This window comes from Allobosea vaviloviae (genome assembly GCF_001298265.1).
Lineage (GTDB): Bacteria > Pseudomonadota > Alphaproteobacteria > Rhizobiales > Beijerinckiaceae > Allobosea > Allobosea vaviloviae_B.
The window spans coordinates 41,168-61,996 of record NZ_LGSZ01000050.1 but is presented as its reverse complement, the minus strand read 5'-3'; the positions used below and the strand labels follow the sequence as shown (position 1 = coordinate 61,996).

The window sequence follows — 20,829 nt, the reverse complement described above, 5'->3', positions numbered from 1 at the left end:
CTTGCCTCGGGAGCATCATCGCGGCCACAACGCGCCGATGTCCGCCGAAAGCTCCGTCACCGCCATCGTCGTCGCCTATGACAGTGCCGAGGTCCTGCCGGCCTGTCTGTCGGCGCTGACGGCCGAGGGCGTGCCCGCCATCGTCGTCGACAACGCCAGCGGCGACGGCAGCGGCGAGGTCGCCCGGGCGCACGGCGCCAGGGTCATCGTGAATGCGCGCAACGAGGGCTATGGCCGCGCCAACAACCAGGGCGTCGCAGCCGCCACCACGCCTTTCGTCCTGATCGTCAACCCGGATGTCGAGATCAGGCCGGGCGCCGTCGCCGCGCTGCTGGCCGCGGCCGGGCACTATCCCGATGCGGGCATGCTGGCGCCGCGCATCGTCGAGTCCTCGGGCCGCGTCTTCCTGCAGCCGCGCTCGCTGCTCTCGCCTGCTCATCTCAACCGCGCCGGGGCGATGCCGATCCCCGAGGGAGATGCCTGCCTGCCGTTCCTGTCGGGCGCCTGCCTGCTGGTCCGGCGCGAGCTGTTCGCGTCGCTCGGCGGCTTCGATCCGGCGATCTTCCTGTTCTACGAGGATGACGATCTGTGCCGGCGCATGCACGATGCCGGCCACGCCCTCGTCCATGTCGATGAGGCGGAAGCCCGCCATGGCCGCGGCCGCTCGACGGCGCCGGCACCCGGGCGTCGCTTCAAGGCGCGCTGGCACCTGGCCTGGTCGGAAGGCTATGTCGCCGGCAAATATGGCCTGCCACGGCCGGCCTTCGTAAAGATCATCGAGAACCTCGCCAAGGCAGCCGGTTACGGCCTGTTGCTCAAGCGCGAGAAGATGTTTGCGCATGCCGGCTCGGCGGCCGGTGCGCTGTCCTGGCGTCGCGGGCATACGGCGCTCGGCCGCGAAGGCCTGGAGCCGTTTCCGTGAGGGGCCTGCGCGCGATCAGCGTCGCGGATGCGATGGCCGGCCGTTACAATAATTTCGGCCTGCTGCGCCTGTTGCTGGCACTGGCCGTCGTGGTCTCGCACGCCTTCAGCGTCGCCACGGGCCGCGTCGAGGACGAGCCCTGGTTCCAGACAACCGGCTTCACGCTGGGCGAGCATGCCGTGAACGGCTTCTTCGCTATCTCCGGCTTCCTGGTGACGATGAGCTACGACCGGCGCGGCTGGCGCGACTACGTGCTGGCGCGGACATTGCGGATCGCGCCCGGGCTGATCGCGGCGACGCTCGTCGTCGCGCTCCTGCTCGGCTCGGCGATGACCCGGCTCGACCTGCGCAGCTATCTCGCCGATCCGCAGCTCTTGCGCTTCATCACCGGCACGCTCACCACCTTCAAGAGCGCGACCGTCCTGCCGGGTGTGTTCGAGGATAATCCGCTGCGTTCGCCGATGGGTACGGTCTGGACGCTGAAATACGAGACCCTGTGCTATCTCGGCGTGCTGGTGGCGGGGCTCGCCGGCCTGCTCGGGCGACCGCGCCTGGCCCTGGCGATGGCCGGGCTGCTGTTGCTGGCTGTGGTTCTGCGCGAAGTCGTGACGCCCGACGGCGCCAAGGGCGTCGAGACCGCGCTGCGCCTGCCGCTGATCTTTGTGGCCGGTGGGCTGATCTACCTGTTCCGCTGCCGGGTGACGCTCTCTCTCCCAGGCCTCGCACTGGCGCTGGTCGCGGTCGCGCTGCTGTCGTCGACGCCGCTCTACAAGGCCGCGCTTTATCTGGTCACGGCCTGGGGCGTGATCGTGCTGGCGCTCGCGCCCGCCCTGACGCGATGGCGCAGCGAGCCGCCGGCCGACCTCTCCTATGGCGTCTATCTCTATGGCTGGCCGGTGCAGCAAGCCGCCCATGCCCTGTTGCCCGCGATGGGCGCCTTCGCGCTGTTCTGGCCGGCGTTGCTGGTGACGCTCGCCGTGGCCTTCCTGTCCTGGCATGCCGTCGAGAAGCCGGCGCTCGCGCTCAAGCGCCGGCTGCTGCGCGGCTCCTGATCGCAGCGATGAGTTCGTCGACCCGCTCGGACATCAGCAGTGGCAGCAGCGCGGTGATCGTCTCGGCCGGAAGCTCCCACCAACGCGTCGCGAGCAGGGCCGCGATCCTCTCCTCGTCGAAGCGCAGCCGCAGCACCCTGGCCGGGTTGCCGGCGACGATGGCGTAAGGCGGCACGTCGCGCGTGACGATCGCACGCGCCGCGACCACGGCGCCGGTTCCGATCGTGACGCCCGACAGCACCATGCATTGCGATCCCAGCCAGACATCATGGCCGATCGCGACATCGCCGCGGGTCGAGTGGCTACCGTCGATACCGGCGGCCGCGGGCCAGAGATCGCCCAGCGCCGGGAAGGGATAGGTCGTGGCCCAGTCGGTGCGATGGTTGCCGCCGAGCAGGATCTCGACGCCGTCGGCGATCGAGCCGTAGCGGCCGATCGTCAGCTTCGCGCCGCTTTCCGGGAAGCGGATCTTCGGCCGGCCATAGGTCCAGGCACCGACGGCGATCTGCTGCGGGCGCCGCGCGATCAGCTTCGCCAGATGCAGACGCGTCTGGTTGAAGGGGTTGATGCGCTTCCGCAGCAGGCCGTTCGCCACCGGCGCCAGACCTGCCCACCAGGAGACGAGCGGTGACGGTCGCCAGTTCGCGTCCTCCGGCGGCAGGGCGACCGCCGGATCGCTCGCACCCCTCACTGTGCCTGGGCCTTGAGATCGATCTTGTCGAGGATCTCAGTCGGGTCGGTGATCGCGATGACGTCGGCGAGGCCGAGCCCGCTGGCCGATTTCGCGCTGGCCTCGACCGTCAGCGTGCCGGGCTTGGCGGCGAAACGCGCCACGGCCGCGGTCAGCGTCTTGGCTGCGTCGGACGGGCCGAGGATCGAGGCGAGGCCGAGGCTCGCGATCATCGCGAATTGCTGGCGCAGCTCCTCCGGCTTGCGGCCGGCCTTGCGAGCCTCGTTGGCGATCAGCTTCTCCACCAGCCCGAAATTCTCCAGCCTGGCGTTGAGGCCGCGCGCGGTGGCGCCCAATGCCGCGACCTGCGCGAGCGCGATGTCGCTGGCGAACAGATCCTTGGTGACGTTTCCGAGCGTGCCGGAGAGGTTGAACCGTGCCAGGCCCTCGCCGCCGAACGCGATCTGGCGGATGGCGAGTTCATTGCGCACCGCGTCCCAGGCGAGATCGAGCTTGGCGGAGAGGTCCAGCGAGCGGATGCCCATTGCGATCATGTCGCGCGCGGCAGGGTTGCCCGCGCCTTCGGTGATCGGGGCGACGAGCTTGTCGATGGTCAAGGCGAGGCTGGTCGGAATGCCGTTCAGCTGTTCGCCGGCCTTCAATTCGAAGGTGCCCAGCGCGATCTTGATCGGCTCGCTGCTCGGCAGCATCGGAGGCGCATCGACGGACAGGCCCGTCAGCCGGATCGTGCCGATGGTGGGGACGTAGCGGCGCCATTCGATCGCGTCGAGATTGGCAAGCGGCTTGGCGAGATCCTCCTGCAAAGCCTTGACCATGCTCGAGAAGGAGTAGCCGGAATAACTGATCGAATCGATCAGGCCCTTGGCGCCGCCACCGGCGAACTGAAGCCCTTCGACGACATAGCCAGACTTGCCGGGCGCAAAATCGCCATTGGCGATGCGAGAAATCTTGACTTCGATTCGTTGCGGCGCCGCGCCGCTCTTGGGCTGCTCGACGTCGGGAGGAACGATACCGGAGAGCGTGAAGTCGCGCATCTCGCCACTGCCGAGATCGACGCTGTCGAACAGGGACAGGACCGACAGGCCGACACGCTTGCTCGTCTCGATCTCGGCTGCATCCGGCTTGTCTTTAGGCGCCGCGCCGCTCTTCTCCAACGCACGCGCCTTGTCGGCGATTTCGCCCAGCACCTCGCTGAGCGGCGTGGCGCCGACCTTCGCCGAAACGTCCCGCATGCTGGACCTGCCCATCGACATCTTGCCGATCGTGCCCATGTCGAAGCTTTGCGAGGCCTGTTCGAACCGCCCGACGATGACGGTCATGGGTTCGTTGGAACCGGGCGCGGCTCGCTCGGTGAAGACCCGCGCCATCTGCCGCAGATCGATGTTCTCGCCGTTGCTCTGGCCGATGACGCCCTTGCTCGGATAGGTCCCGCCCGAGCTCTCGAATGTGCCGCTGGGCGTCTCGCCTCGACCGATCCTGCCTTCGCGGATGTCGCCCAGGCGAACGTCGCGATAGCGCGTGACCTGCTTCTCGGCGCCGAACGTGAACTCATAGACCAATTCGGCTGCGGTGATCTCGGCTGCGTTCAATTGCTTCAGCCGCGCCGCCGCGCTGTCACTGCCGCCATCGGCAAGAGCCATGAAGGCCGCTCGATCCAGCGGCGATCCCTTGACCGCGACCTTCGAGGCGGACACGACGAGCGGGCCGACATTCAGATTCAGGGCGTCGATCTCGAAATCGGCCGCGGCGGCCGGGCAAGCCAGCGCGAAGCCCGTCAAGAGCAAGGCTGCAACGGACGGAGCGTATCGGTGAAGGCGCGGAGCGGTCATCTTGGTCTCCTGTTTGTGGCGGCGACCCTGCCGCAAGCCAGCCTTGAAGGAAAGACGGCAGCGAGGCCCATGCTGACGAAAGGCTTGACCGATATGCCGCCTTGGCTGGTATCTGCCGCAGATGAGCCATCGCCGCCATCATAGGTTGGAAGGAGGCAACACCGTGGAGCTGAAACCGATGCGGGCCAAGAATCGGCAGAACAAGAATCGGCAGATGAAGACCCGTTCTCTCGCTGGCTGTCTCGCGGCGGCCGGCATCATGCTCGCGGCCGGCTTCGTATCGCCGGTGCCTGCGGTCTCGCAGCCGCTTCGGCTGGTCCAGGCCGCCCCGGCCGGGCAGGCGGCGTCGGCGCTGGAGACGCTGTCGATTGTCAGCGGCGACAAGCGCCACGCCTTCCAGGTCGAGGTGATGCGGACCGGGGAGCAGCGGGCGAGGGGCCTGATGCACCGGCGCTACATGCCGGCCGATCGGGGGATGCTGTTCGACTTCGCCCGCGTCGAACCCGTGGCGATGTGGATGGAGAACACCTTCATCCCGCTCGACATGCTGTTCATCCGCGCCGACGGCACGATCGCGCGCATCGCCGAGAACACCGAGCCGCTGTCGCAGCGCACGATTCCCTCCGGCGAGCCGGTGCTGTCGGTGCTGGAGATCAATGGCGGCGTCAGCAAGACGCTCGGCATCAAGCCCGGCGACAGGGTCGAGCATGCGCTGTTCAAGCGCTGACGGCTGATCAATCGCTGCCTCCGCGGGCTTTCGCTTGCGGCATAGGTGGGGGACGTGATAGCGAACCGCAACGCGTGGAATGACCAAGTCGGGGTATAGCGCAGCCCGGTAGCGCATCTGCTTTGGGAGCAGAGGGTCCCAGGTTCGAATCCTGGTGCCCCGACCATTCCGGGCGTTTCACGAGGGTCCGCGCGAGCGGGCCGGCCACTGGTCTCTGGCCAGGATATCAGGTGAGGGCAAAGCGAGAGCCATGACCGCACGCATCTACCGCCCAGCCCGTACGGCCATGCAGTCCGGCACCGCCAAGACCGAGCGTTGGCTTCTCGAATACGAGCCGGAGCAGCCGCGCCAGATCGAGCCGCTGATGGGCTGGACCTCGTCGGGCGACATGAAGAGCCAGCTCAAGCTCTGGTTCGACAGCGAGGCGGAGGCCGTCGCCTATGCGACGCGCAACGGCATCCCCTATCGCGTCGAGCAGCCCAACGAGCCCGCGCGCCGCGCGATCGCCTATGCCGACAATTTCAAGTTCTCGCGTCTGGGGCAGTGGACGCACTGAATTTTTGGGACGCACTGACGTTTTTGGGACAGGCGAAGGCGATCACGCCTCCGCTTTTGACGAGACAGGCGCAGGCTTCAGCCTGCGCCTTGCAGAGATCGGCAGGGGCTTTGGCCCTTGCTTTCGGGCCCGTAGCTCAGATGGATAGAGCAGCAGCCTTCTAAGCTGCTGGTCGCTGGTTCGAATCCAGCCGGGCTCGCCATTCTAAACATTGAGGAATTTCCTGATCTGGAGTTCTTCATTCTGACACGCATGCTGCTGCTCATTCTGACATCTGGCCGCCGTCTGTTCGGCTGGCCCGTCGTTTTCGGGCTCCGTTGGCGACCTGCTTCATCGTCTTCTTGACGTAGCGCGGTAGCACCTTCGGGCTCTTCTGAGCGGACTGTGCCAGGATCTCGCGATCGGTCATGTCGGCATCGCCGCCCTCGGTCAGACCACCGTGCCGGAACGACGAGAACGACAGGTTGTCGGGCATGCCGGCCATCCTGATCAGCCGCTTCGTCTCATGGCGGAGATAGGTGAGGTCGCCCTTGTTGCCAGTCGGCCAGGCCACAGGCACGCCGGCCTTGGCGTCCTTCCAGTCGCGCACGATCATCAGGCCGCCGATGCGCGTGGTCTTGATGGCATCCAGCCGCGCCATGAGCTCGGGGAAGAGCGGCACTCGGCCGGACTGCTCCGGATCGAACAGCGGCCACCAGACCTCGACGCCGGTCTTCGGGTGAACGATCAGGACGTCGTCGGGCCGCTCCTTCGATCGATAGTGGCCGACCGAGAACGCGCCGAAGATGTGCTCCTCGCGCTGCAGCCATTCCCAGGCCACCATGGCGGCCGTCCCGATCGAGCGCCGCAGGTTCCCGTCGCAGCAGTGGACGAAGGCTTGAAGCTGCTCATAGGTCGCGTTCACCGAAGCGACGGACGATTCGTCTAGCCCCATCTTCGAGAACGGATTCGACTTCGGCACGATCGTCGGCTCGGCGCGGTAGACGACATTCCAGGCGCGCCGGCAGGACTTCATCGCGTGGTTGACCGTCGTCTTCCGCTCGCGCTCGACCGGGTTGCCCTCGTCATCCTGCTCGATGACGACGCCCAGCTTCTCGAGCAGCCGGTCTGCCATCTTCGTGCTGATGCTGGCGACCGGCAGCGAACCGACGCGGCGCCCATTGGTCAGCACATAGTTCGCGACCATGTCGAAGCCGCGCTCGTGGTTGCGCTTCTGGCCGTCGCTGAGCTTGCGGTACTTCTTGTCGGCCTTGAAGGTGGCGACCATCCAATCGAACGTGCCGACGGCGCCGCGGACCTCGGTCAGATCCGACAGGCCGGCGGTGCGCCATGAATCGAACTGTGGCAGCAGCACGGTCTCGGCATAGTCGTAGGCAGCATCACGCTCCATCCCGAGCGCCTTGTCCTCGACCGTGCAGCCGCGCTCCCGCGCCCAACTCGGCACTGTGAAATAATAGGCCCATCGCTTTGCGCCGGTGAGCCATTTCCGATTCGTGTAGCGCGGCTTCTTGCGGATCATCGTCACACCATGTCTGCCAGGTCATCGACCTCTTCGCGCGTCGTCGCGCCCAGGTCGTACCGCCGGGCAATGAAAGCCCGGCAATAGTCGATCGTCCAGACCGGCTCCTTCGAGCGGCCCTTTCCGATGGACCCGCATGGTGGCGGGATGTCGCCGCTGGTGACGCGGACGGACAGCTCCTTGGTGTCTCTGCAGTCGAAGAACGCAGCCGTCAGATCGGCGCGCATCATCGCCGGCCATGCGCCGTGGGGCGGATACCTGGCGGGAAGCGCGCGCGGCATGTCAGGCCTCCGCCTTGGCGGGAGCGGGGCGCGGCTTGCACCAGTCGCAGACGCGCTCGCACTCGTCGCAGCCGCTTTCAGGATCGACGCAGGCGCACTCGTCGAAGCACGAATAGACCACGCCGTCGCCGCAGCAGTTCGGGCAGCAATCGCCGGGATCGTGGTCGAAGTCGTCCTCGACCTCTTGGCAGTTCACGCCGCCGCAGTGCGAGCACTCGGTATGCGTCAGATCGGTGAGAGGTCCGCGCCATGTCACGGTCTGGGTGTGGCATCGGCTGCAAATCATCGTGCTCAAGCCTCCTCGCAGACGGGGCGGTTGGCAAGGCCGTCGCCGGGGAACTGCCGCACCATCAAGAGCGCGGGGATCGGACGCATCCGCGACTTCACCGGGCCGCCCATCTGCTTGACGAAGACGGCTGTGCCGGCGGCTGCGCACTGTTCGACGATGCTCTCGGCCCATGCGTCTTCCATGGGGCGCGCACCTGCGCCGCTCTCTCCGCCGACGATGACCCAGTCGAGCTTCGCCCAGTCGGGCGCGGCATTATGGATCAGGTGGATGTCTGACTTTCCGCGCAGGGCGTCGAAGACGTTGCGGGGCCAGTTCGGGTGCAGTGGGTTCTCGACCTTGAAGTAGCGGAGCAGATTCAGGCTCTGGAAATCGATCGGCCCCAGAAGCGGCTCGGCGCTGACGAAGCGGATCGCGGCCGGCGTCGCCAGCAGATCGGGAATGCGCTCTTCGGCGCGGCGCTGGTCCTCGGCCGAGACGCCGAGCCAGACGTTTGGGAGGGGCATCGGATCGTCGTGATAGACGACGCCACCGTCGTCGTCCGATTCCATGCCGAGAAAGATGCTGATCATCTTCTCTATCGCGGGGCGGAACCGTTCGCCTTCGTTCCATATCCACTCGCCGTCGAGCATGCAGCCGAGCGCCGCGCTGAGGCGATCGTTGAGATCGGGGTCTGTGAGATAAGCCCGCATCCGCGCGCTGCGCTTCGTCAGTATCTGGTAGGTGTGCTGCGGGGTCAGCGCCATCACGGCGAAGACGCGGTCGATCCAGTCGTCCGCCACGTCCTCGTGAAACAGGTCGCCCATGCTGTTGACGAAATAGGTGGTCGGCTTGCGCCGGCGCAGCGGCGCCAGCAGCGTGGCCTCCGGCGCGAGCGCGAGTTTGCCGGTCCAGACCGGGCCGGCCTTGGTCCTGCGCGTCGTGCCCGTGTATTGGGGCAGGGTGGCCATGGCCTCGAGCCGGGCCGCCATCGTCATCGCATAGCAGTTGGTGCAGCCGGGGCTGACGACGCTGCACCCGACGATGGGATTCCAAGTCGCCTCAGTCCACTCGATGTTCGACATCACGCTCCCTTTCTCATGGCATTGACCTTCGCGGCGGCAGCCTGGAACTGGTCGGGGAAGTCAGTACGGAGGAAATTGAGGAGAAGGCGGTCGTGGTCTTCCCCGGCTTGCGCGCGGGCGGCACGGTTGATCTCGCCGCGGCGATGCTGGACCTTCTGCAGGGCAAGCTTGCGGTAGCGGCGGGCCTTGATCGTGCGGGCGAGCCAGTCGGCGCCGCGTGCGCCGCCTGCGGCTTTGTCAGTGGCCAACTGCGCCTCGATCTCGGCAATTGCCACGGTCAGGCAGATTTCCGCCCTATCGCAATCGGCTATCGTCTTGACCTCGTCGATGGTCCAGCCGTCCGTGATGTCGATGACGGGCACGGTTATGGGGGCGTTCATGCCGCGTCCCACCCGGCTTCGTGCGCGCGGCGAGCGGTGTCGCGCGCCTTGCGGGCCTTCGATTCGACGATGGCAATGTACGTCTGCAGTTGCAGCCGCGTGCCGGCGAAATCACGATGCAGGATCGACATGCCGCCAGCCGCATCCCATGCCCGCGTGTTCTTCTCGAAGTCGTCGATCAGAATGTCGCCGCGCGCATGCATGAACAGCGGCTTGTTGTGGCCGCCCATGACCGGGAGCACGGTGACGTGCCAGCCGAGATGCTCATAGACCCACGCCCGCTTCTGTGTCGCCGCGTTGGCATAGTTGGTGCGCGGGCAGGCGGTGAGCACGATCGGCTCGAGGTGCGCGATCTCCCGGAAGAACTCGACCGCGCCCGGGCAGGGTGGCATATCGCGGAAATAGCTCGGGTGCGCGTTGATCGTCGCCCACATGGCATCGTCAGCCATGCTGCGATGGTCGAGCCCGAACACCGCCGGGAAGTGCGCGTCGAAGTCGGCCATCACGCCGTCGAGGTCGAGATAGAGGCGGGTTCTCATGCCGCCACCTGCGACAGTTCAGCGATCGCGAGGTTACAGGCCTCATCGAAGGACGGGCGCGCATCGAACCGACGCGTGTCGTCGTCAGGACCGCCGATTTCGATTGCCCATGACTTACCGTCAGACCCCGGGTAGAGCGTCGCGACATAGCCCCACGCGATGTTGCGGCTCCCTTTCGGATAAACCCCAACGACAGGCGTCACGGGGAAGCCACGATCGATATGACGGAAGGAATATCCGTCCCTGACAAAATCCTTCGGCATCAGACCGTCCCTCCCTGTGCTTCGTGCTGGAGCATCCTGGCCTGTTGGCCGAGATCGATGGCGACCGCTGCGGCTTGCTGCGGAAGGATGGCGCGGAGGGCGTGCAGTTCGGCGGCGACCTCAACAAGAATTGAATCGCGCCGTTGCTCGCCCGCAGCCTGATAATCAGCGACAAGGCGGCCGCGCAGAGCTTCGGCGGCGGCATAGGCTAACTCTTGCTCTGCCGGAACAGTCCATGAAGGAGTATCGATGCGAACCGACTTCGCGATCGACGCCTGCCGATCTGGAATGCGGCGCGCATTCGCAGCGTTCGTTATCAGCGCCTCGATGCGCTTCGTCGTGGCGAGGAAGGTTTCGAGCGCGCTCATGTCCGTTCGCCTCTCTTCTGGAATCGCGGGGTCATCAGAACGGGATGTCGTCGCCGCCGGGGTGACCGGTGACGATCTCCGCAAAATCGGGATCGATCAGGGTGACGTCGACGTCGCGCTTCACGACGTGGTGCGTCGCCTCCAGCACGAAGAACTCGACGTCGTGGTTGTGCCGGGCCAGCCGCTTTGCCTCTTTGACGGCGCTCTCGCGGGTCTTGTGGCGGACGGTCGGTGCGCTTTGTCCGGTGCCGTAGACCATCCAAAACGGGGTGTAGGGGCTCATCGTTCTCTGCCCTTCCTGATGATGCGACCGTCGAACCCGCGCCATGCGGTGATCGTCCGGGACTTCTTGATGCCGAGCGCGCCCTTGCGAGTGCGTCTGATCTGCGATTTCTCGCGGACGTCCTCGGCGGTCTTCTTGCGGTGCTTGTCGCGCAGCGCCGGCCGGAGATTGGATTCGCGATGCTCGCCGCCGTTCACCAGCGCGATGACGTGGTCGAGTTCCCACGGCTCGCCCTCGGCGATCACGCGGCCCGAGAGGTGGCAAACACCGCCGCAGGCATCGAATATGCGGGCACGCACGCGCGGCGGCACCTTGGCGTCGTCGGTCTTGCCGATCCATTCGGGGACGGATCGGGTCATGACCGCACCTGCCGCGCCGGGGCGATCTCGGCCTCCGCTTCCTTCCGCAGAAGCGACAGGTCCATGCCAGGGCAGACCTCGGTCAGGATGAACTCCTCGGCCTGGTCGCAGAACGTCTTCATCTCCTCCAGCGTGAAGTCAGAGGTCGAGCGAAGTGCGACGAAGCAGGAGCCGTCGACCTCGACGCGAGCGCCTTCAAACCAACCGTGGCGAAGCTTGATCTGGCCCTTGAGCTTTTCGATCGTCCAAGGCTCGGGAGCATTGTCGGCAGCCTTGCCGAGCAAGGCATGCAGGTAGCGGTTCTGCGCATCGGAGCGCGGGCGGTACTTCGTCAGGGTGAACAGGCAGCCTTCCTCGGCTGCTGCAATCGCCTGACGATCAGCCCATGCGGCGGGCTCAAGTCGACCGTCGACGACTTTCGCCACCAGTTGCCCGCGCGATGCCATCGGTCAGCCCTCCACAACCGGATGGCCGGCAAGCTTGCGGAACTCGATCTCCGCAGCCTCGGCCCGGTCGAGAGCCGCCCAAGCGCCAGAGCGCTTCAAGAACTCCGCGCGCCGCTTGGCCGCGCCGACAGGACGCCCAAGGTCATGCGTCCCGACATAGTCGCCGACCGCGTCGAAGTAGGCGTGAAGGAACTTGTCGTCCTTGACCGTCCAGCGCTTTGCCATCGGTCAGAGCCCCAGCGCTTGCTTGCGGTCGCCGAAGTGACCTTGCAGCCGGGCGATGTCGCCGTGGTCCTTGATGCCGAGCACGTCCTGACGATGCGGGCGCGTCGTTCCCCACCATGCCCGGACGGCCTCGTATTGCTCGGCATTGCCGGCGGCGGCGAGCTTCGCGACCAGCGTAGCCTCGTAGCTTTCCGGCGTGCTGATGTCGGGGTCGGAGACGGCCGGCACATCGTCAGACGGCGGTGGTGGCGGTGCGGCTCCCTCCAATGGGGACGGCTCCGGATCGGCGGCCGGCGCAACGCGCGCAAGATGCTTGTCGCGGATGGCTCGCGCCCTGGCGATGAAGTCGCCCTCGAAACCGGACAGCTCGGCCTCGACGTCCAGATGCTGATAGCCCTCAAGCACCGCGTCCTCTGTCGGCGCCAGCGCGAGCATGTCGGCGAGGTTCGTCAGCACTTCCTCGGGATCGATCTCAGGCTCCCCAGTGGACGCCGGAGCACTCTCAGCGGGATTGCTGGGCAATGCTCCGGCGTCCTGCGCTGCCTTCGGGGGGGCTTCCGGGGCAGCGGTCTCGGAAATGATCGTCGCGTCTTCGATAGCTTCGGGCGGGGGCGGCGGAGGGCCGCGATCAGCGACTGCGCGGAACTCGGCATCATCGGCTTCGTCGCCGATCATCTCCTCGGCGATCGGCATGCCCTTCAATATGTCGGTGAAGGCGTCGCGCAGCGCGAAAGCGCGGGCGCGCATCGCAAGCATCCGCTTCGGGCTCGTCACCCAAGGCGTGGGACCCTTCGGCCCAGACTTGTTCCAGAGCTTTGCCACCATCGCATCGGCGATCGAGTATTCCTTGACGACCTCGTCTTCGCCGCGGCGCTTGACGATGCAGACGGCCTTGTATTCACGCTCATCGGCCTTCGGCACCGGCCAATCCGCAGGCGGCGTACCGATCAGTTTTTCGCTGAACTTTTCGAGCTGGCCCGATCCGCGCACGACGGCCAAGGCGAGGTCGCCCCAGATGCGCGGGGCGCCATTGATCACGGCGATGCCCTGCACGGCCTGCATTGGCTTCACGCCGATCTCCAGCCCGGTCAGGATGGCGACGGACACCTTCTCCGGCGTGTCCATGCCATAGGGCACGAGGCCGCTCCGGGAGAGCACCTGAGCGAACCGATAGACGTCATCGAACGTCTGCGGGACGATCGCCATGACTGAGCCGGCCGCCAGCGCCGCCACGTTGGGATGAGCGGGCTGGACATTCGTCAGGGCGGTCGATGGCGATTGGGCGTTCATGCGAGCGGGCTCCGGGTGAGGGCGGGTGTGATCAGGCGGCGGTGGCGGCGACGCGCGGCTTGCCGTCGATGGTGACGCCGGGCAGGTGGGCGACGTTCGCCTTCACCTTCGCGCGGGCGACCTTGAGCAGGCAGGCCTTGAGGTCGGGATCGCCCTCGGCAGCGAGGAAGGCCGCAAATGCGGCGTCGTCTGCGACCTCGACCAAGCCGGCGACCTTGCGCTCGCTAACCTGCCGCACGGTGCCGATGGTGACGGTCTGCGCGACAACCGGCGCGACCTCGACGGGCGGAGCTTCGGGGTTGAGGGCCTTCGCGACCTTGGCGGCCTCGGCAAGGCGATCATTCTCGGAGCGGGCTTCCGCCGCCAGCCGGGCATTCTCCGCCTTGATGTAGGCCTGCCCGATGTCCCAAAGCTGGACCTTGAGCGTCTTGGCGCCGTCGACGATGGGGGCCCACTTCGCATCGACTGCGACGCCAGCGTCCCAATGCGGCTTCTTCTCCGCCTTGCGCTTGGTCTCGGCCTCGTTCTCGAATGCCAGGAACTTCTCGCGATAGTTGGCGACGAGATCGGCCTGCACTTTCGTCGTGGGCTTGCCGCCGATTTCCTCGAGCCAAGCCTTCACCTGCTTTTCGAGGGCGGCGACGTTGCGGGCGACCTCCTGATCCGGGGCCATCACCTCGGGCGGCTCATTGTTGCCGGCCACAGCGCGCGGGTTCGCGTCGGTGTCGTTGGCGGCCGGGTCGGGAACCTCCCAAGGCCAGCCCTTGCCGTCGAACGCCGCCTTGTAGTGGTCATAGGCGACAGGCTTCGTGCAGAAGAAGGAGAACCGCGTCTCCGCGAAGCTGGCATCAGCGACGACCGTGCGGAGGTCCGCCTTCGTGCCGATCCACGCCTTGAGCGATCCATCGTCCTCGCGGGTGATCGCAACCGGGATGCGGTTCTTCTCCGCATAGTAGCCGCACTCGCATTCGCCGATGGTGAGATCGCCGCGATTGCCGTTGACGGCCGCGCGCCACCAGTCGAAATCCTTCCGAGGGGCGATTGCTGCTTGGCTCATGATGATTTCCGATCTGCGAGTGTGACGCCCTGCTCACGGGCGAGGTTGGCGATGACGCGGGCGCGGAGTTCACGGCGGATGGGCTCTGCCTTGCGGTGCTTGGCCGCGCGGTCTGATGCGAGGCGGGCAAGACGCGCGATCTCGGGGTCAGCCTTCGCGACGCGGCGGCGGTGGCGCCATGCGGTGAAGGAAGCGAGCGCGGTGCGGGCGAGGCGGCGGATCATCAGACCTGGCTCCGTCGCGCGCGGTCTTCGGGGCTCGACCGATCTGGCTCGACATCCCAGTTGATCGGGTGCGGGTAGAGCGCGCGGCCGAAGGCGTAGAGAGCGAGCCCTGCGGCAATGGCGAAGATCGGGACCAGCCACCACGCGCTCATGCCGGCACGGGCTCATCAGACGTGGGGATCAGCGCGGCGAATTCCTCGGCCCATTCGAGAGCCATGGACGCTGCGAAGCCGCCTCCCGACTTATCGCCAGGCTTGTCGCCCTTGCGGATCATCATGAACCACTGCTCTGCCGGGCGGGTGCTATCGCGCTCTAGCGTGTCGACAGAAACATGCCTGATGTTCGCGATCGTGCCGACGAGGCAAGCGCAGTCGCCCTCATAGACCCGGCCGTCCACGCGCCCTTCCTTGAGGGCGGCAATCAGGCCGGGGATTTCGGCTCGTGCGCCGGCCATGATCATCCACATATCGGCCTTGAAGGAGCGCAGCGTGCGCTTGTCGAGGCTGGCTCCGTCGAGGCTGGCTCCGTCGAGGCTGGCTCCGTCGAGGCTGGCTCCGACGAGGCTGGCTCCGTCGAGGCGGGCTCCGACGAGGCGGGCTCCGACGAGGCTGGCTCCGTCGAGGCGGGCTCCGTCGAGGCGGGCTCCGACGAGGCGGGCTCCGACGAGGCTGGCTCCGTCGAGGCGGGCTCCGTCGAGGCGGGCTCCGACGAGGCTGGCTCCGACGAGGCTGGCTCCGTCGAGGCTGGCTCCCGTTCGGAAAGCCCACTTCACGGCGAGCCCAAGCTTGACGCTTCGTGGCTCGCTCTCGTCGCAATCGATCTCGGCCGTGAACTGGACGCTACCCGTCCACCGGCTGAACACGTCGAATTTGATCATGGCAAAGTCCTTCGGTGGGGTCAGATCAGGGTTGCGAAGCCGACTGCGTAGGGGCCGACGCAGACGATCAGGATGGCCGCAGCAGCCGCGCCGATGGCGTCCACGATGCGGGCGACCCAGATCCAACCGTCATCACCGGCGCGCTGTTCGACGCGGAAGACGGAGCGCCTGATGTCGATGCGGTGCTTGATCGCGACCCGGTTCAGATGGTCGGCGACGCGGCCCGCTGCTTCCGGCGACAGGTAGTGCTCGATATGGCCGAGCCGGCCCGATCCGACGCCGGCGGCAATGCTTTCCGCTTCGGCGTGATCGACAGCGGGAACCCAGAGGACGCGGCTCATGGCGTTTCCATCCCTTTCATGGCTTCATGGTCACCGCCGCTTGCGATGATCTGAGAGCGGTAGAACCGGCTGTTCTCGTCCCATGCGGCACAGTGCTCAGCGTTCTCCCGGTCGAACACGACGACTTGTGGCGGGACACCGGGCGGGTAGAATCTGACCGCGACGTAGCGGTGGGTATTGTCAGATGACGGGGCCAGCGGCGGTGCGATGGCGTGCGCGAGCTTGACGCGAAGCGCCTGGAACTTGTTGGTGAGGCTCATGACCGCACCGCCTTGGCGCGCAAAGCCGATTGCGATCGCACCCATTCAGCGCCGGGCCGATACGAGCTCTCTCCGCTGCCGTGGCAGATGCCGCAGCGGATGCGCCGGTAGCCGTCGGCGTGGAACCAAGAGCGCATCACCACCATTTGGCCGGACCCGGCACAGAGCCGGCAAGACTGTTTTTTGACCGCGCTCATGACGCCCTCCGCAGTTCAGCGCGGAGCCGGTTCATCAGCCGGAAGCACAGAGCCTTGCGGGCGGCGTCGCGCATTTCGTTGGCGCGGCGCAGGGCGTGGCGAAGCGAGGCCATCACCATGTCGAGGCCGATCCCGCGAGCCATGGGCGCATCGCGATCAGCAAGACGGGCGAGGTCGGACAGCGCGTAGCTGATCCAGATGTTGAAGCTTTCGAGCTTGGTCGCGTGCATGGCGGTCACTCCGCTGCGTGAGGGAAGGTGATGGCGTCGTCACGGCGCATGTCGCGGATCGCGTCCCAATCGGGAGCCCCGTCGTCTGCGTCGTTCAGCATGTCCTCGCAAAGCCCGTCGTCGGCCGCGATCAGGTCGAACAGCCATTCCGGCGCGGCCTCGACGCCACCCTTCGGAAGCTTGACCTCGACCTTCTGGACCTCGACCGATGCGGGGTAAGGCGGGTCGATCCGGTCGCCAGCGAACCCCGGCTCGACGCCGTAGCTGATGACCAACTCGACCTCGACCCGGCCGATCTCGATGAAGTGGCTGTAGCTGTAGGTCGCCATCGCCATCACGCCGAGACTGGGGTGGCGGCGCGCTGTTCGGCCGTCTGGATGCGCTCCAGATTGGTGAGATAGTAGACGGCAGCTTCGATCTCAGCCGGCGTCAGGTCCGCATGCTTGCGGTCCTTCCGAACAGCATAGGTGAGCCCGACCTGAAAGATGATGCTACCGTGGCGGGGGCCATAGCCGTATTCGCAATCGCAGCGCTGGCCGTGCCAAGCGTCGTAGCTCTTCGTTCCGAAGGCGACGCGCCAGAGATCGCCGTAGTGCTCGCGGATCGGCGTGCCGGTTGCCATCTGCTTGATCGCGTCATGCAGCGCGCTGGCCCGGTCCTGCCCGGCCTTGGCGTAGGTGCCCCGGACGAAGACGATGCCCTTGGCGATCTCGACCATGGCCATGTCGATGCCGTCAGCGCTCAGTTCGAGGACGCGGCGGCGATCGGCAATGGCTTTGGTCAGCTCGGCGTCGCGCTTGGCGGCGGCTTCACGATGCTGCGCCAGATCGGCATTCAACGCGTGCATCTCGCGGACTGCGGTCGTCAGGGCGGCGGTCGGATTGGTCTCTGTCGTGCTCATCTCGATCCCCTCGTTCTGCGGGGAGGTCGGTGAAGGCCGCCCCGTTCGATGGGCAAACACTACAACGGGCATTTGCCCATCGTCAATGGGCACAAGGGCATTTGCCCATTTTATTTTCGTGAGCCCAGCTTGCCCATCGCATTTCAGGCTTGCCGATGCTGGAAATCTGGGGAGGGCGATAACCCCCGCGCGCGCAAGTCTATCCGACGCGCGTGATGCGCTCGCGTGGGATACGGCTAGAAACCTTATACCAGTGTAGTTCCTCTACACTCGACGCTTCCCGGCTATAGCGGCTGGGTTGCCTCCGGCGGGGCATGCTGACGCATGCCGGCACGATTTTTTTTAGGATCGACGTTGATCGAAGCCGGGGCGCAAACCTGGCTCGGTCCTTTCTGGCGGCGCTTCGGAGAAAACTAGGCCCCGTCAGCCCAGCCCTCACGCGAGGCCGGTCAGAGCATCCTGAACCCGCCGACGACCTTCCCGACGATGTGGACCTCGTCGAGCCCGCGCCGCGATGTCGGGTGCATGTCGTTGTCGGAAATGATCAGCAGCATCGGGTTTTCGCCGGTTTCGTCGAGCTGGACCCGCTTGACGATGATGTTGTCGAAGCGGTCCCGCAGCGCATAGATGCCGTCCGGTGACGGGATGCGGTGGCTGGTATCCACCCAAACCCGTTCACCAGGCGCCAGCGTCGGCTTCATGCTGTCACCCTCGCACTCGATGACGATGAGCGCGGTCGCGGATCGCCGAAGGGTTTCGTTCAAGAACCGCTGCGGGAATCGCCAGTAATCCGGCCGGATCGCGTCGACTTCGGAAACCCCATCGATCTCGCGGGTCAGAGCTGTGGCGGCGATCTCGCCATTCCCCGCTCCGCCGCGCGGCGAAAGCTCAATCATCGCGTCACGCGGGAAATCGGCCTTGTGCGGCGCGGCGTCAGGCCGGTCATCGCCATGTTGGGCGAGGGGATCGGGTTCGTCGGGATCGAAGCTGGCAACCAACGGCCCGCCGATCAGCCAATTCTCAGGCTTGCCGAGCGCCTTCGCGATCTTCTGCAGGTTCTCGACCTTGCCACCGCGCCCGCGCTTCAGGGCGTCACGGATATAGGTCTCCCCGAGGTCCGCTTTCAGCGAGACCTCCTTCATGTCGCGACCCTGCCTCTGCAGCTCGTCGGTCAGTCGTTTTCGCCAGTCGATCGCCATGCTGGGAAACCGCCCGCTTCCCTGCCCATCGTCAATATGACTTTTGCCCATCATGCCCATTGACGCGGCGGGCATTTGCCCATTATACCAATCGCCATGAGCGAAACTCAGAAGCTGTTGATCGAGATCGAAGCCTTCCTGGCACAAACCGGGATGGCGGAGAGCACATTCGGGCGCAAGGCCGTGAACGACGGCAAGCTGACGGCGCGCCTGCGAGGTGAGGGCTCCATCCGAGGGAAGGGGTCCGTCACGCTCGAAAAGGCCGTGCAGATCAGGCGCTTCATCGCAGAAGCCAGCCGGGTTCCCGCGTGATGCGCCAGTTTTCCCGCCGCCTCAGTTTGCATGTCGTCGATGGTGCTCTGCGGCTTGCGCCTGCATCTGGCCGATCCAGCGCAGCAGTTCGCGGTGGCTCATCTTCAACGTCAGGTGCTGATCTTCCCCAACCGACAGACGAAGCAAAAACAGGGCGTCCTGTGCTGGTTCATGGGGGCTATGAAGGCGAGACGCCGACGTATCTGACACGCGGTGTTCTCCTTGAAGCCCCTTGCCGCTCGCCCTTCCGCATGTTCGCTGCTGCTGCGGGTCTGGCGCTCGCAGTGCTGATCATTGCCTTCGCGGTGCTCTCATGATGGCGACGGTCCTGACCTGCATTGCGGTTGTGGCGGTGGCCCCGGCGGCGTTCGCGAAGGACGACGCGCTTTCCCTCGCCCTCGGCCTCAACGCGCTGATCTGGTCCGCGATGGCCGTTGGCGCGAACCTGGTGGTGGCGTGATGCGGATTGCCGTCACTCGTCATCTTCGTGCGGGCTCGGCATCGTCGCCTGAAACTCCCGCGCCGCGCGATAGCCGTCTTCCTCGATCTGGTCGAGCTTGAGATGAAGCGCGCGACCTCTCCCATGTGCCGTGACGGACAAAGCCCCGCCGACCAGCAGGGTGATGTCGTCTCGTCGGATCGCGCCTCGGCTCGCCAGGGCGATGACGCTGCGCCGCATGGTCTCCAGCATCGTCAGGACCAGCCCCTCATCGACCGTCTGCCCCTGTCCTCGCCTCGTGAGGGTGTCTGACATGGTGGCCCTCGCGCATCCCCATCCATCGTTTCGATCCTCGCAATCTGGGGGAGGTCGGGTTGCCGCCCGCGTCTCCCGGAAGCCTTCCGACGTGCGCCCCGCTCAGGCCGCTCCGTCTGTGTCCCCACTATCGGAGATGCAGATGAGACAGTCCTCCCGTTTGAGCCGACAAATGTCCGGCTCGGGTCAGACAGATGTCGCTGAGAGAATCGCCAAGGCCGAACGGATCATCGGATTCCTTCGCCAGCGGTATCCAACAAAGACGGCAGAGAACGTCGCGGCTGATCTCGGATGCTCTGCCGACACGGTGCAGAAGATGATGGAACGGTGCTCGACACCGAACGTCATGACCTTCGGCCGGATGATTTTACAGTACGGGCCTGCGTTCTTGGCCGCTGTGTACCCCAAGGCACCAAAATGGCTGGACGAAGCCGCGCGGGATGAGGCCCTGCGCGAACTCCGCGACCAGCAACGACGCATCCAAGAACAACTCGACGCGCTCGGCGCGTGAACCCCGAAAGGAGAGGCCATGCGGGGCCTTCTCGCCACTGTCTATGCCTTCGCCAGCGCGATGTTCGCCCGCCTCGCGCGGCGCGCCCTGCGTCGTAGCCAGCGCCACACCGCGCGGGCGCAGCACTGCCACAAGCGCGCGTCCGATCTCAACCCCGCCGCCCCGAAGCCAACCCCAGGAGACAGCCATGAGTGACGCGACGAAGCTCCCATCCCCAGCGCAGATGCTCGCCATCGCGCGAGAAAGCCTGAGAGCCAAGGACAAGGCCACGCAGCTCCATGCCCCGGTCAAGGACCGGAAGAAGTCGTTCTACGAGGCCGGCAACGGCAACCCGAAGGCGATGGCGCTGCTGGAATCGCTGCTGAAGATCCACGGCAACAACGAAATCCGCGCGCTCGACACGGCGGCGCACTGCCAGCAGGCGCTCGAAATCTTCATGGAGGAGGTCGGCGAGAAAGGCCATGTCGGGAATTTGGCCGACATGGCGAACGCTGCGGCGGAAGGCGACGAAGGCGAGGGCGATCCCGCCGGCGCCGAACCCGATCCGAACCTGAACACCGCGCCCGGCGGCCTGCCGCACGATGAATCGCTCAAGCGCTTCGAAGCCAACCTGACGCAGTCGGCGAACCGCAAGAAGGCTGGCAAGGCTCTCGACATCCCCGCTCTGGCCGACGGCGCCGGCAAGCCCACGCGCAGCGGCAAGAAGGCGGCGACCACCGAGGCTGATACGACCGAGGCATCCGCCCCGCCGCCGCCGCCCGGCGATGAAGACGACCTCCGGCCCGCCTTCCTCCGCCGCAAGGACGAAGAGCGCGAGGCCGCCGCCGTCCACTGACCTCCGACAGCTACGCGCCCCGGCACCGACGCCGGGGCGACCTTTCCTCTG

At 66.1% G+C, this 20,829-nt stretch carries 37 protein-coding genes and 2 tRNA genes; 11 read left to right on the top strand and 28 right to left on the bottom strand.

The features are described 5' to 3' along the window. The first annotated feature begins 37 nt into the window (after window positions 1–37). Together AE618_RS18890 and AE618_RS18885 are read left to right on the top strand one after the other, a co-directional pair. The gene (locus AE618_RS18890; RefSeq protein ID WP_054210632.1) at window positions 38–922 is read left to right on the top strand and encodes a glycosyltransferase family 2 protein; all 885 of its coding nucleotides are present in this window, start codon (window positions 38–40) and stop codon (window positions 920–922) included. Between the two features lie 5 nt (window positions 923–927). Beyond that, window positions 928–1,974, top strand: a complete 1,047-nt coding sequence (locus AE618_RS18885; RefSeq protein ID WP_432704516.1) for an acyltransferase family protein — start codon at window positions 928–930, stop codon at window positions 1,972–1,974. On the opposite strand, the gene AE618_RS18880 is transcribed toward AE618_RS18885, so the two are convergent. Next, complete coding sequence (locus AE618_RS18880; protein WP_156330372.1) at window positions 1,946–2,557, bottom strand: CatB-related O-acetyltransferase; 612 nt, start codon at window positions 2,555–2,557, stop codon at window positions 1,946–1,948. The two genes, AE618_RS18885 and AE618_RS18880, sit on opposite strands and share 29 nt — an antisense overlap. Before the next feature lie 104 nt (window positions 2,558–2,661). Then, complete coding sequence (locus AE618_RS18875) at window positions 2,662–4,494, bottom strand: hypothetical protein (protein WP_156330359.1); 1,833 nt, start codon at window positions 4,492–4,494, stop codon at window positions 2,662–2,664. A 214-nt stretch (window positions 4,495–4,708) separates the two neighbouring features. Between AE618_RS18875 and AE618_RS18870 the strand changes: the two genes are divergently transcribed. The 4 genes from AE618_RS18870 (at window position 4,709) to AE618_RS18855 (ending at window position 5,979) form a co-directional block, all read left to right on the top strand. Further along, window positions 4,709–5,221 carry a DUF192 domain-containing protein gene (locus AE618_RS18870; RefSeq protein WP_054210689.1) on the top strand — a complete coding sequence of 171 codons (513 nt, stop codon included), beginning with the start codon at window positions 4,709–4,711 and terminating at the stop codon, window positions 5,219–5,221. Between the two features lie 89 nt (window positions 5,222–5,310). Next, window positions 5,311–5,387: transfer RNA gene (locus AE618_RS18865), tRNA-Pro, on the top strand. 84 nt (window positions 5,388–5,471) lie between these two features. Then, complete coding sequence (locus AE618_RS18860; RefSeq protein ID WP_054210630.1) at window positions 5,472–5,777, top strand: ETC complex I subunit; 306 nt, start codon at window positions 5,472–5,474, stop codon at window positions 5,775–5,777. A 125-nt stretch (window positions 5,778–5,902) separates the two neighbouring features. Beyond that, window positions 5,903–5,979: transfer RNA gene (locus AE618_RS18855), tRNA-Arg, on the top strand. Window positions 5,980–6,039: 60 nt separating this feature from the next. Here AE618_RS18855 and AE618_RS18850 read toward each other — a convergent pair. The 24 genes from AE618_RS18850 to AE618_RS18745 all read right to left on the bottom strand — a co-directional run bounded on the left by AE618_RS18850 (window position 6,040) and on the right by AE618_RS18745 (window position 18,366). Further along, window positions 6,040–7,296, bottom strand: a complete 1,257-nt coding sequence (locus AE618_RS18850) for a hypothetical protein (protein WP_054210629.1) — start codon at window positions 7,294–7,296, stop codon at window positions 6,040–6,042. 2 nt (window positions 7,297–7,298) lie between these two features. Beyond that, the gene (locus tag AE618_RS18845; protein ID WP_054210628.1) at window positions 7,299–7,577 is read right to left on the bottom strand and encodes a hypothetical protein; all 279 of its coding nucleotides are present in this window, start codon (window positions 7,575–7,577) and stop codon (window positions 7,299–7,301) included. Between the two features lies 1 nt (window position 7,578). Continuing rightward, window positions 7,579–7,863, bottom strand: coding sequence for a hypothetical protein (locus AE618_RS18840; protein WP_054210627.1), 285 nt, complete (start codon window positions 7,861–7,863; stop codon window positions 7,579–7,581). A 5-nt stretch (window positions 7,864–7,868) separates the two neighbouring features. Beyond that, window positions 7,869–8,927 carry a DUF5131 family protein gene (locus AE618_RS18835; RefSeq protein WP_054210626.1) on the bottom strand — a complete coding sequence of 353 codons (1,059 nt, stop codon included), beginning with the start codon at window positions 8,925–8,927 and terminating at the stop codon, window positions 7,869–7,871. Further along, window positions 8,927–9,289, bottom strand: coding sequence for a hypothetical protein (locus AE618_RS18830; protein WP_156330358.1), 363 nt, complete (start codon window positions 9,287–9,289; stop codon window positions 8,927–8,929). The genes AE618_RS18835 and AE618_RS18830 overlap by 1 nt, the downstream gene beginning before the upstream one ends. Before the next feature lie 14 nt (window positions 9,290–9,303). Next, window positions 9,304–9,846: a 5' nucleotidase, NT5C type gene (locus tag AE618_RS18825; protein ID WP_156330357.1), complete on the bottom strand. Its 543-nt coding sequence runs from the start codon at window positions 9,844–9,846 to the stop codon at window positions 9,304–9,306. Next, window positions 9,843–10,109, bottom strand: coding sequence for a hypothetical protein (locus AE618_RS18820; protein WP_054210624.1), 267 nt, complete (start codon window positions 10,107–10,109; stop codon window positions 9,843–9,845). Before AE618_RS18820 ends, AE618_RS18825 begins: the two co-directional genes overlap by 4 nt. Next, window positions 10,109–10,477, bottom strand: a complete 369-nt coding sequence (locus AE618_RS18815; protein ID WP_054210623.1) for a hypothetical protein — start codon at window positions 10,475–10,477, stop codon at window positions 10,109–10,111. The genes AE618_RS18820 and AE618_RS18815 overlap by 1 nt, the downstream gene beginning before the upstream one ends. A 34-nt stretch (window positions 10,478–10,511) precedes the next feature. Beyond that, window positions 10,512–10,760 carry a DUF2188 domain-containing protein gene (locus tag AE618_RS18810; protein ID WP_197280828.1) on the bottom strand — a complete coding sequence of 83 codons (249 nt, stop codon included), beginning with the start codon at window positions 10,758–10,760 and terminating at the stop codon, window positions 10,512–10,514. Further along, on the bottom strand, window positions 10,757–11,119 hold the full coding sequence (locus AE618_RS18805; protein ID WP_054210621.1) for an HNH endonuclease: 363 nt from the start codon (window positions 11,117–11,119) through the stop codon (window positions 10,757–10,759). Before AE618_RS18805 ends, AE618_RS18810 begins: the two co-directional genes overlap by 4 nt. Next, window positions 11,116–11,565, bottom strand: a complete 450-nt coding sequence (locus AE618_RS18800; protein WP_054210620.1) for a hypothetical protein — start codon at window positions 11,563–11,565, stop codon at window positions 11,116–11,118. The genes AE618_RS18805 and AE618_RS18800 overlap by 4 nt, the downstream gene beginning before the upstream one ends. Window positions 11,566–11,568: 3 nt before the next feature. Continuing rightward, window positions 11,569–11,790, bottom strand: a complete 222-nt coding sequence (locus tag AE618_RS18795; RefSeq protein ID WP_054210619.1) for a hypothetical protein — start codon at window positions 11,788–11,790, stop codon at window positions 11,569–11,571. A 3-nt stretch (window positions 11,791–11,793) separates the two neighbouring features. Further along, on the bottom strand, window positions 11,794–13,080 hold the full coding sequence (locus tag AE618_RS18790; RefSeq protein ID WP_054210618.1) for a recombinase RecT: 1,287 nt from the start codon (window positions 13,078–13,080) through the stop codon (window positions 11,794–11,796). A 31-nt stretch (window positions 13,081–13,111) separates the two neighbouring features. Then, entirely contained in the window at window positions 13,112–14,137 is a 1,026-nt protein-coding gene (locus AE618_RS18785) for a hypothetical protein (protein WP_054210617.1), read from the bottom strand. Next, a complete protein-coding gene (locus AE618_RS18780; protein ID WP_054210616.1) occupies window positions 14,134–14,361 on the bottom strand; it encodes a hypothetical protein in 228 nt (75 codons plus the stop codon). Before AE618_RS18780 ends, AE618_RS18785 begins: the two co-directional genes overlap by 4 nt. Continuing rightward, window positions 14,361–14,513, bottom strand: coding sequence for a hypothetical protein (locus tag AE618_RS28100; protein WP_156330355.1), 153 nt, complete (start codon window positions 14,511–14,513; stop codon window positions 14,361–14,363). Before AE618_RS28100 ends, AE618_RS18780 begins: the two co-directional genes overlap by 1 nt. Then, complete coding sequence (locus tag AE618_RS18775; RefSeq protein ID WP_054210615.1) at window positions 14,510–15,238, bottom strand: pentapeptide repeat-containing protein; 729 nt, start codon at window positions 15,236–15,238, stop codon at window positions 14,510–14,512. Before AE618_RS18775 ends, AE618_RS28100 begins: the two co-directional genes overlap by 4 nt. A 20-nt stretch (window positions 15,239–15,258) precedes the next feature. Further along, complete coding sequence (locus tag AE618_RS18770; RefSeq protein WP_054210614.1) at window positions 15,259–15,579, bottom strand: hypothetical protein; 321 nt, start codon at window positions 15,577–15,579, stop codon at window positions 15,259–15,261. Next, window positions 15,576–15,839 carry a hypothetical protein gene (locus tag AE618_RS18765; protein WP_156330354.1) on the bottom strand — a complete coding sequence of 88 codons (264 nt, stop codon included), beginning with the start codon at window positions 15,837–15,839 and terminating at the stop codon, window positions 15,576–15,578. The genes AE618_RS18770 and AE618_RS18765 overlap by 4 nt, the downstream gene beginning before the upstream one ends. Continuing rightward, window positions 15,836–16,036, bottom strand: coding sequence for a hypothetical protein (locus AE618_RS28095; RefSeq protein ID WP_156330353.1), 201 nt, complete (start codon window positions 16,034–16,036; stop codon window positions 15,836–15,838). The genes AE618_RS18765 and AE618_RS28095 overlap by 4 nt, the downstream gene beginning before the upstream one ends. Next, window positions 16,033–16,266, bottom strand: coding sequence for a hypothetical protein (locus tag AE618_RS18760; RefSeq protein WP_054210612.1), 234 nt, complete (start codon window positions 16,264–16,266; stop codon window positions 16,033–16,035). Before AE618_RS18760 ends, AE618_RS28095 begins: the two co-directional genes overlap by 4 nt. Before the next feature lie 5 nt (window positions 16,267–16,271). Then, the gene (locus AE618_RS18755; protein ID WP_156330352.1) at window positions 16,272–16,595 is read right to left on the bottom strand and encodes a hypothetical protein; all 324 of its coding nucleotides are present in this window, start codon (window positions 16,593–16,595) and stop codon (window positions 16,272–16,274) included. Window positions 16,596–16,600: 5 nt separating this feature from the next. Then, on the bottom strand, window positions 16,601–17,167 hold the full coding sequence (locus tag AE618_RS18750; protein ID WP_054210610.1) for a hypothetical protein: 567 nt from the start codon (window positions 17,165–17,167) through the stop codon (window positions 16,601–16,603). A 449-nt stretch (window positions 17,168–17,616) separates the two neighbouring features. Continuing rightward, complete coding sequence (locus tag AE618_RS18745; RefSeq protein WP_054210609.1) at window positions 17,617–18,366, bottom strand: LexA family transcriptional regulator; 750 nt, start codon at window positions 18,364–18,366, stop codon at window positions 17,617–17,619. A gap of 96 nt (window positions 18,367–18,462) precedes the next feature. Here AE618_RS18745 and AE618_RS18740 point away from each other — a divergent pair, with 96 nt between their 5' ends. Beyond that, complete coding sequence (locus tag AE618_RS18740; RefSeq protein ID WP_054210608.1) at window positions 18,463–18,678, top strand: hypothetical protein; 216 nt, start codon at window positions 18,463–18,465, stop codon at window positions 18,676–18,678. A 21-nt stretch (window positions 18,679–18,699) separates the two neighbouring features. Here AE618_RS18740 and AE618_RS28090 read toward each other — a convergent pair whose 3' ends face one another. Next, window positions 18,700–18,888, bottom strand: coding sequence for a hypothetical protein (locus AE618_RS28090; RefSeq protein ID WP_156330351.1), 189 nt, complete (start codon window positions 18,886–18,888; stop codon window positions 18,700–18,702). Window positions 18,889–18,991: 103 nt separating this feature from the next. Between AE618_RS28090 and AE618_RS28085 the strand changes: the two genes are divergently transcribed. Next, window positions 18,992–19,138, top strand: a complete 147-nt coding sequence (locus tag AE618_RS28085) for a hypothetical protein (protein ID WP_210166465.1) — start codon at window positions 18,992–18,994, stop codon at window positions 19,136–19,138. Window positions 19,139–19,150: 12 nt separating this feature from the next. On the opposite strand, the gene AE618_RS18735 is transcribed toward AE618_RS28085, so the two are convergent. After that, window positions 19,151–19,432, bottom strand: a complete 282-nt coding sequence (locus AE618_RS18735; protein WP_054210607.1) for a hypothetical protein — start codon at window positions 19,430–19,432, stop codon at window positions 19,151–19,153. Between the two features lie 142 nt (window positions 19,433–19,574). Here AE618_RS18735 and AE618_RS18730 point away from each other — a divergent pair, with 142 nt between their 5' ends. From AE618_RS18730 to AE618_RS18725, 3 genes are read left to right on the top strand one after another with little or no spacing between them, the layout of a single operon-like run. Then, complete coding sequence (locus AE618_RS18730; protein WP_156330349.1) at window positions 19,575–19,943, top strand: hypothetical protein; 369 nt, start codon at window positions 19,575–19,577, stop codon at window positions 19,941–19,943. Window positions 19,944–19,961: 18 nt separating this feature from the next. Then, a complete protein-coding gene (locus tag AE618_RS28080) occupies window positions 19,962–20,138 on the top strand; it encodes a hypothetical protein (protein ID WP_156330348.1) in 177 nt (58 codons plus the stop codon). Then, complete coding sequence (locus tag AE618_RS18725; RefSeq protein ID WP_156330347.1) at window positions 20,131–20,778, top strand: hypothetical protein; 648 nt, start codon at window positions 20,131–20,133, stop codon at window positions 20,776–20,778. The genes AE618_RS28080 and AE618_RS18725 overlap by 8 nt, the downstream gene beginning before the upstream one ends. Window positions 20,779–20,829 lie beyond the last annotated feature (51 nt).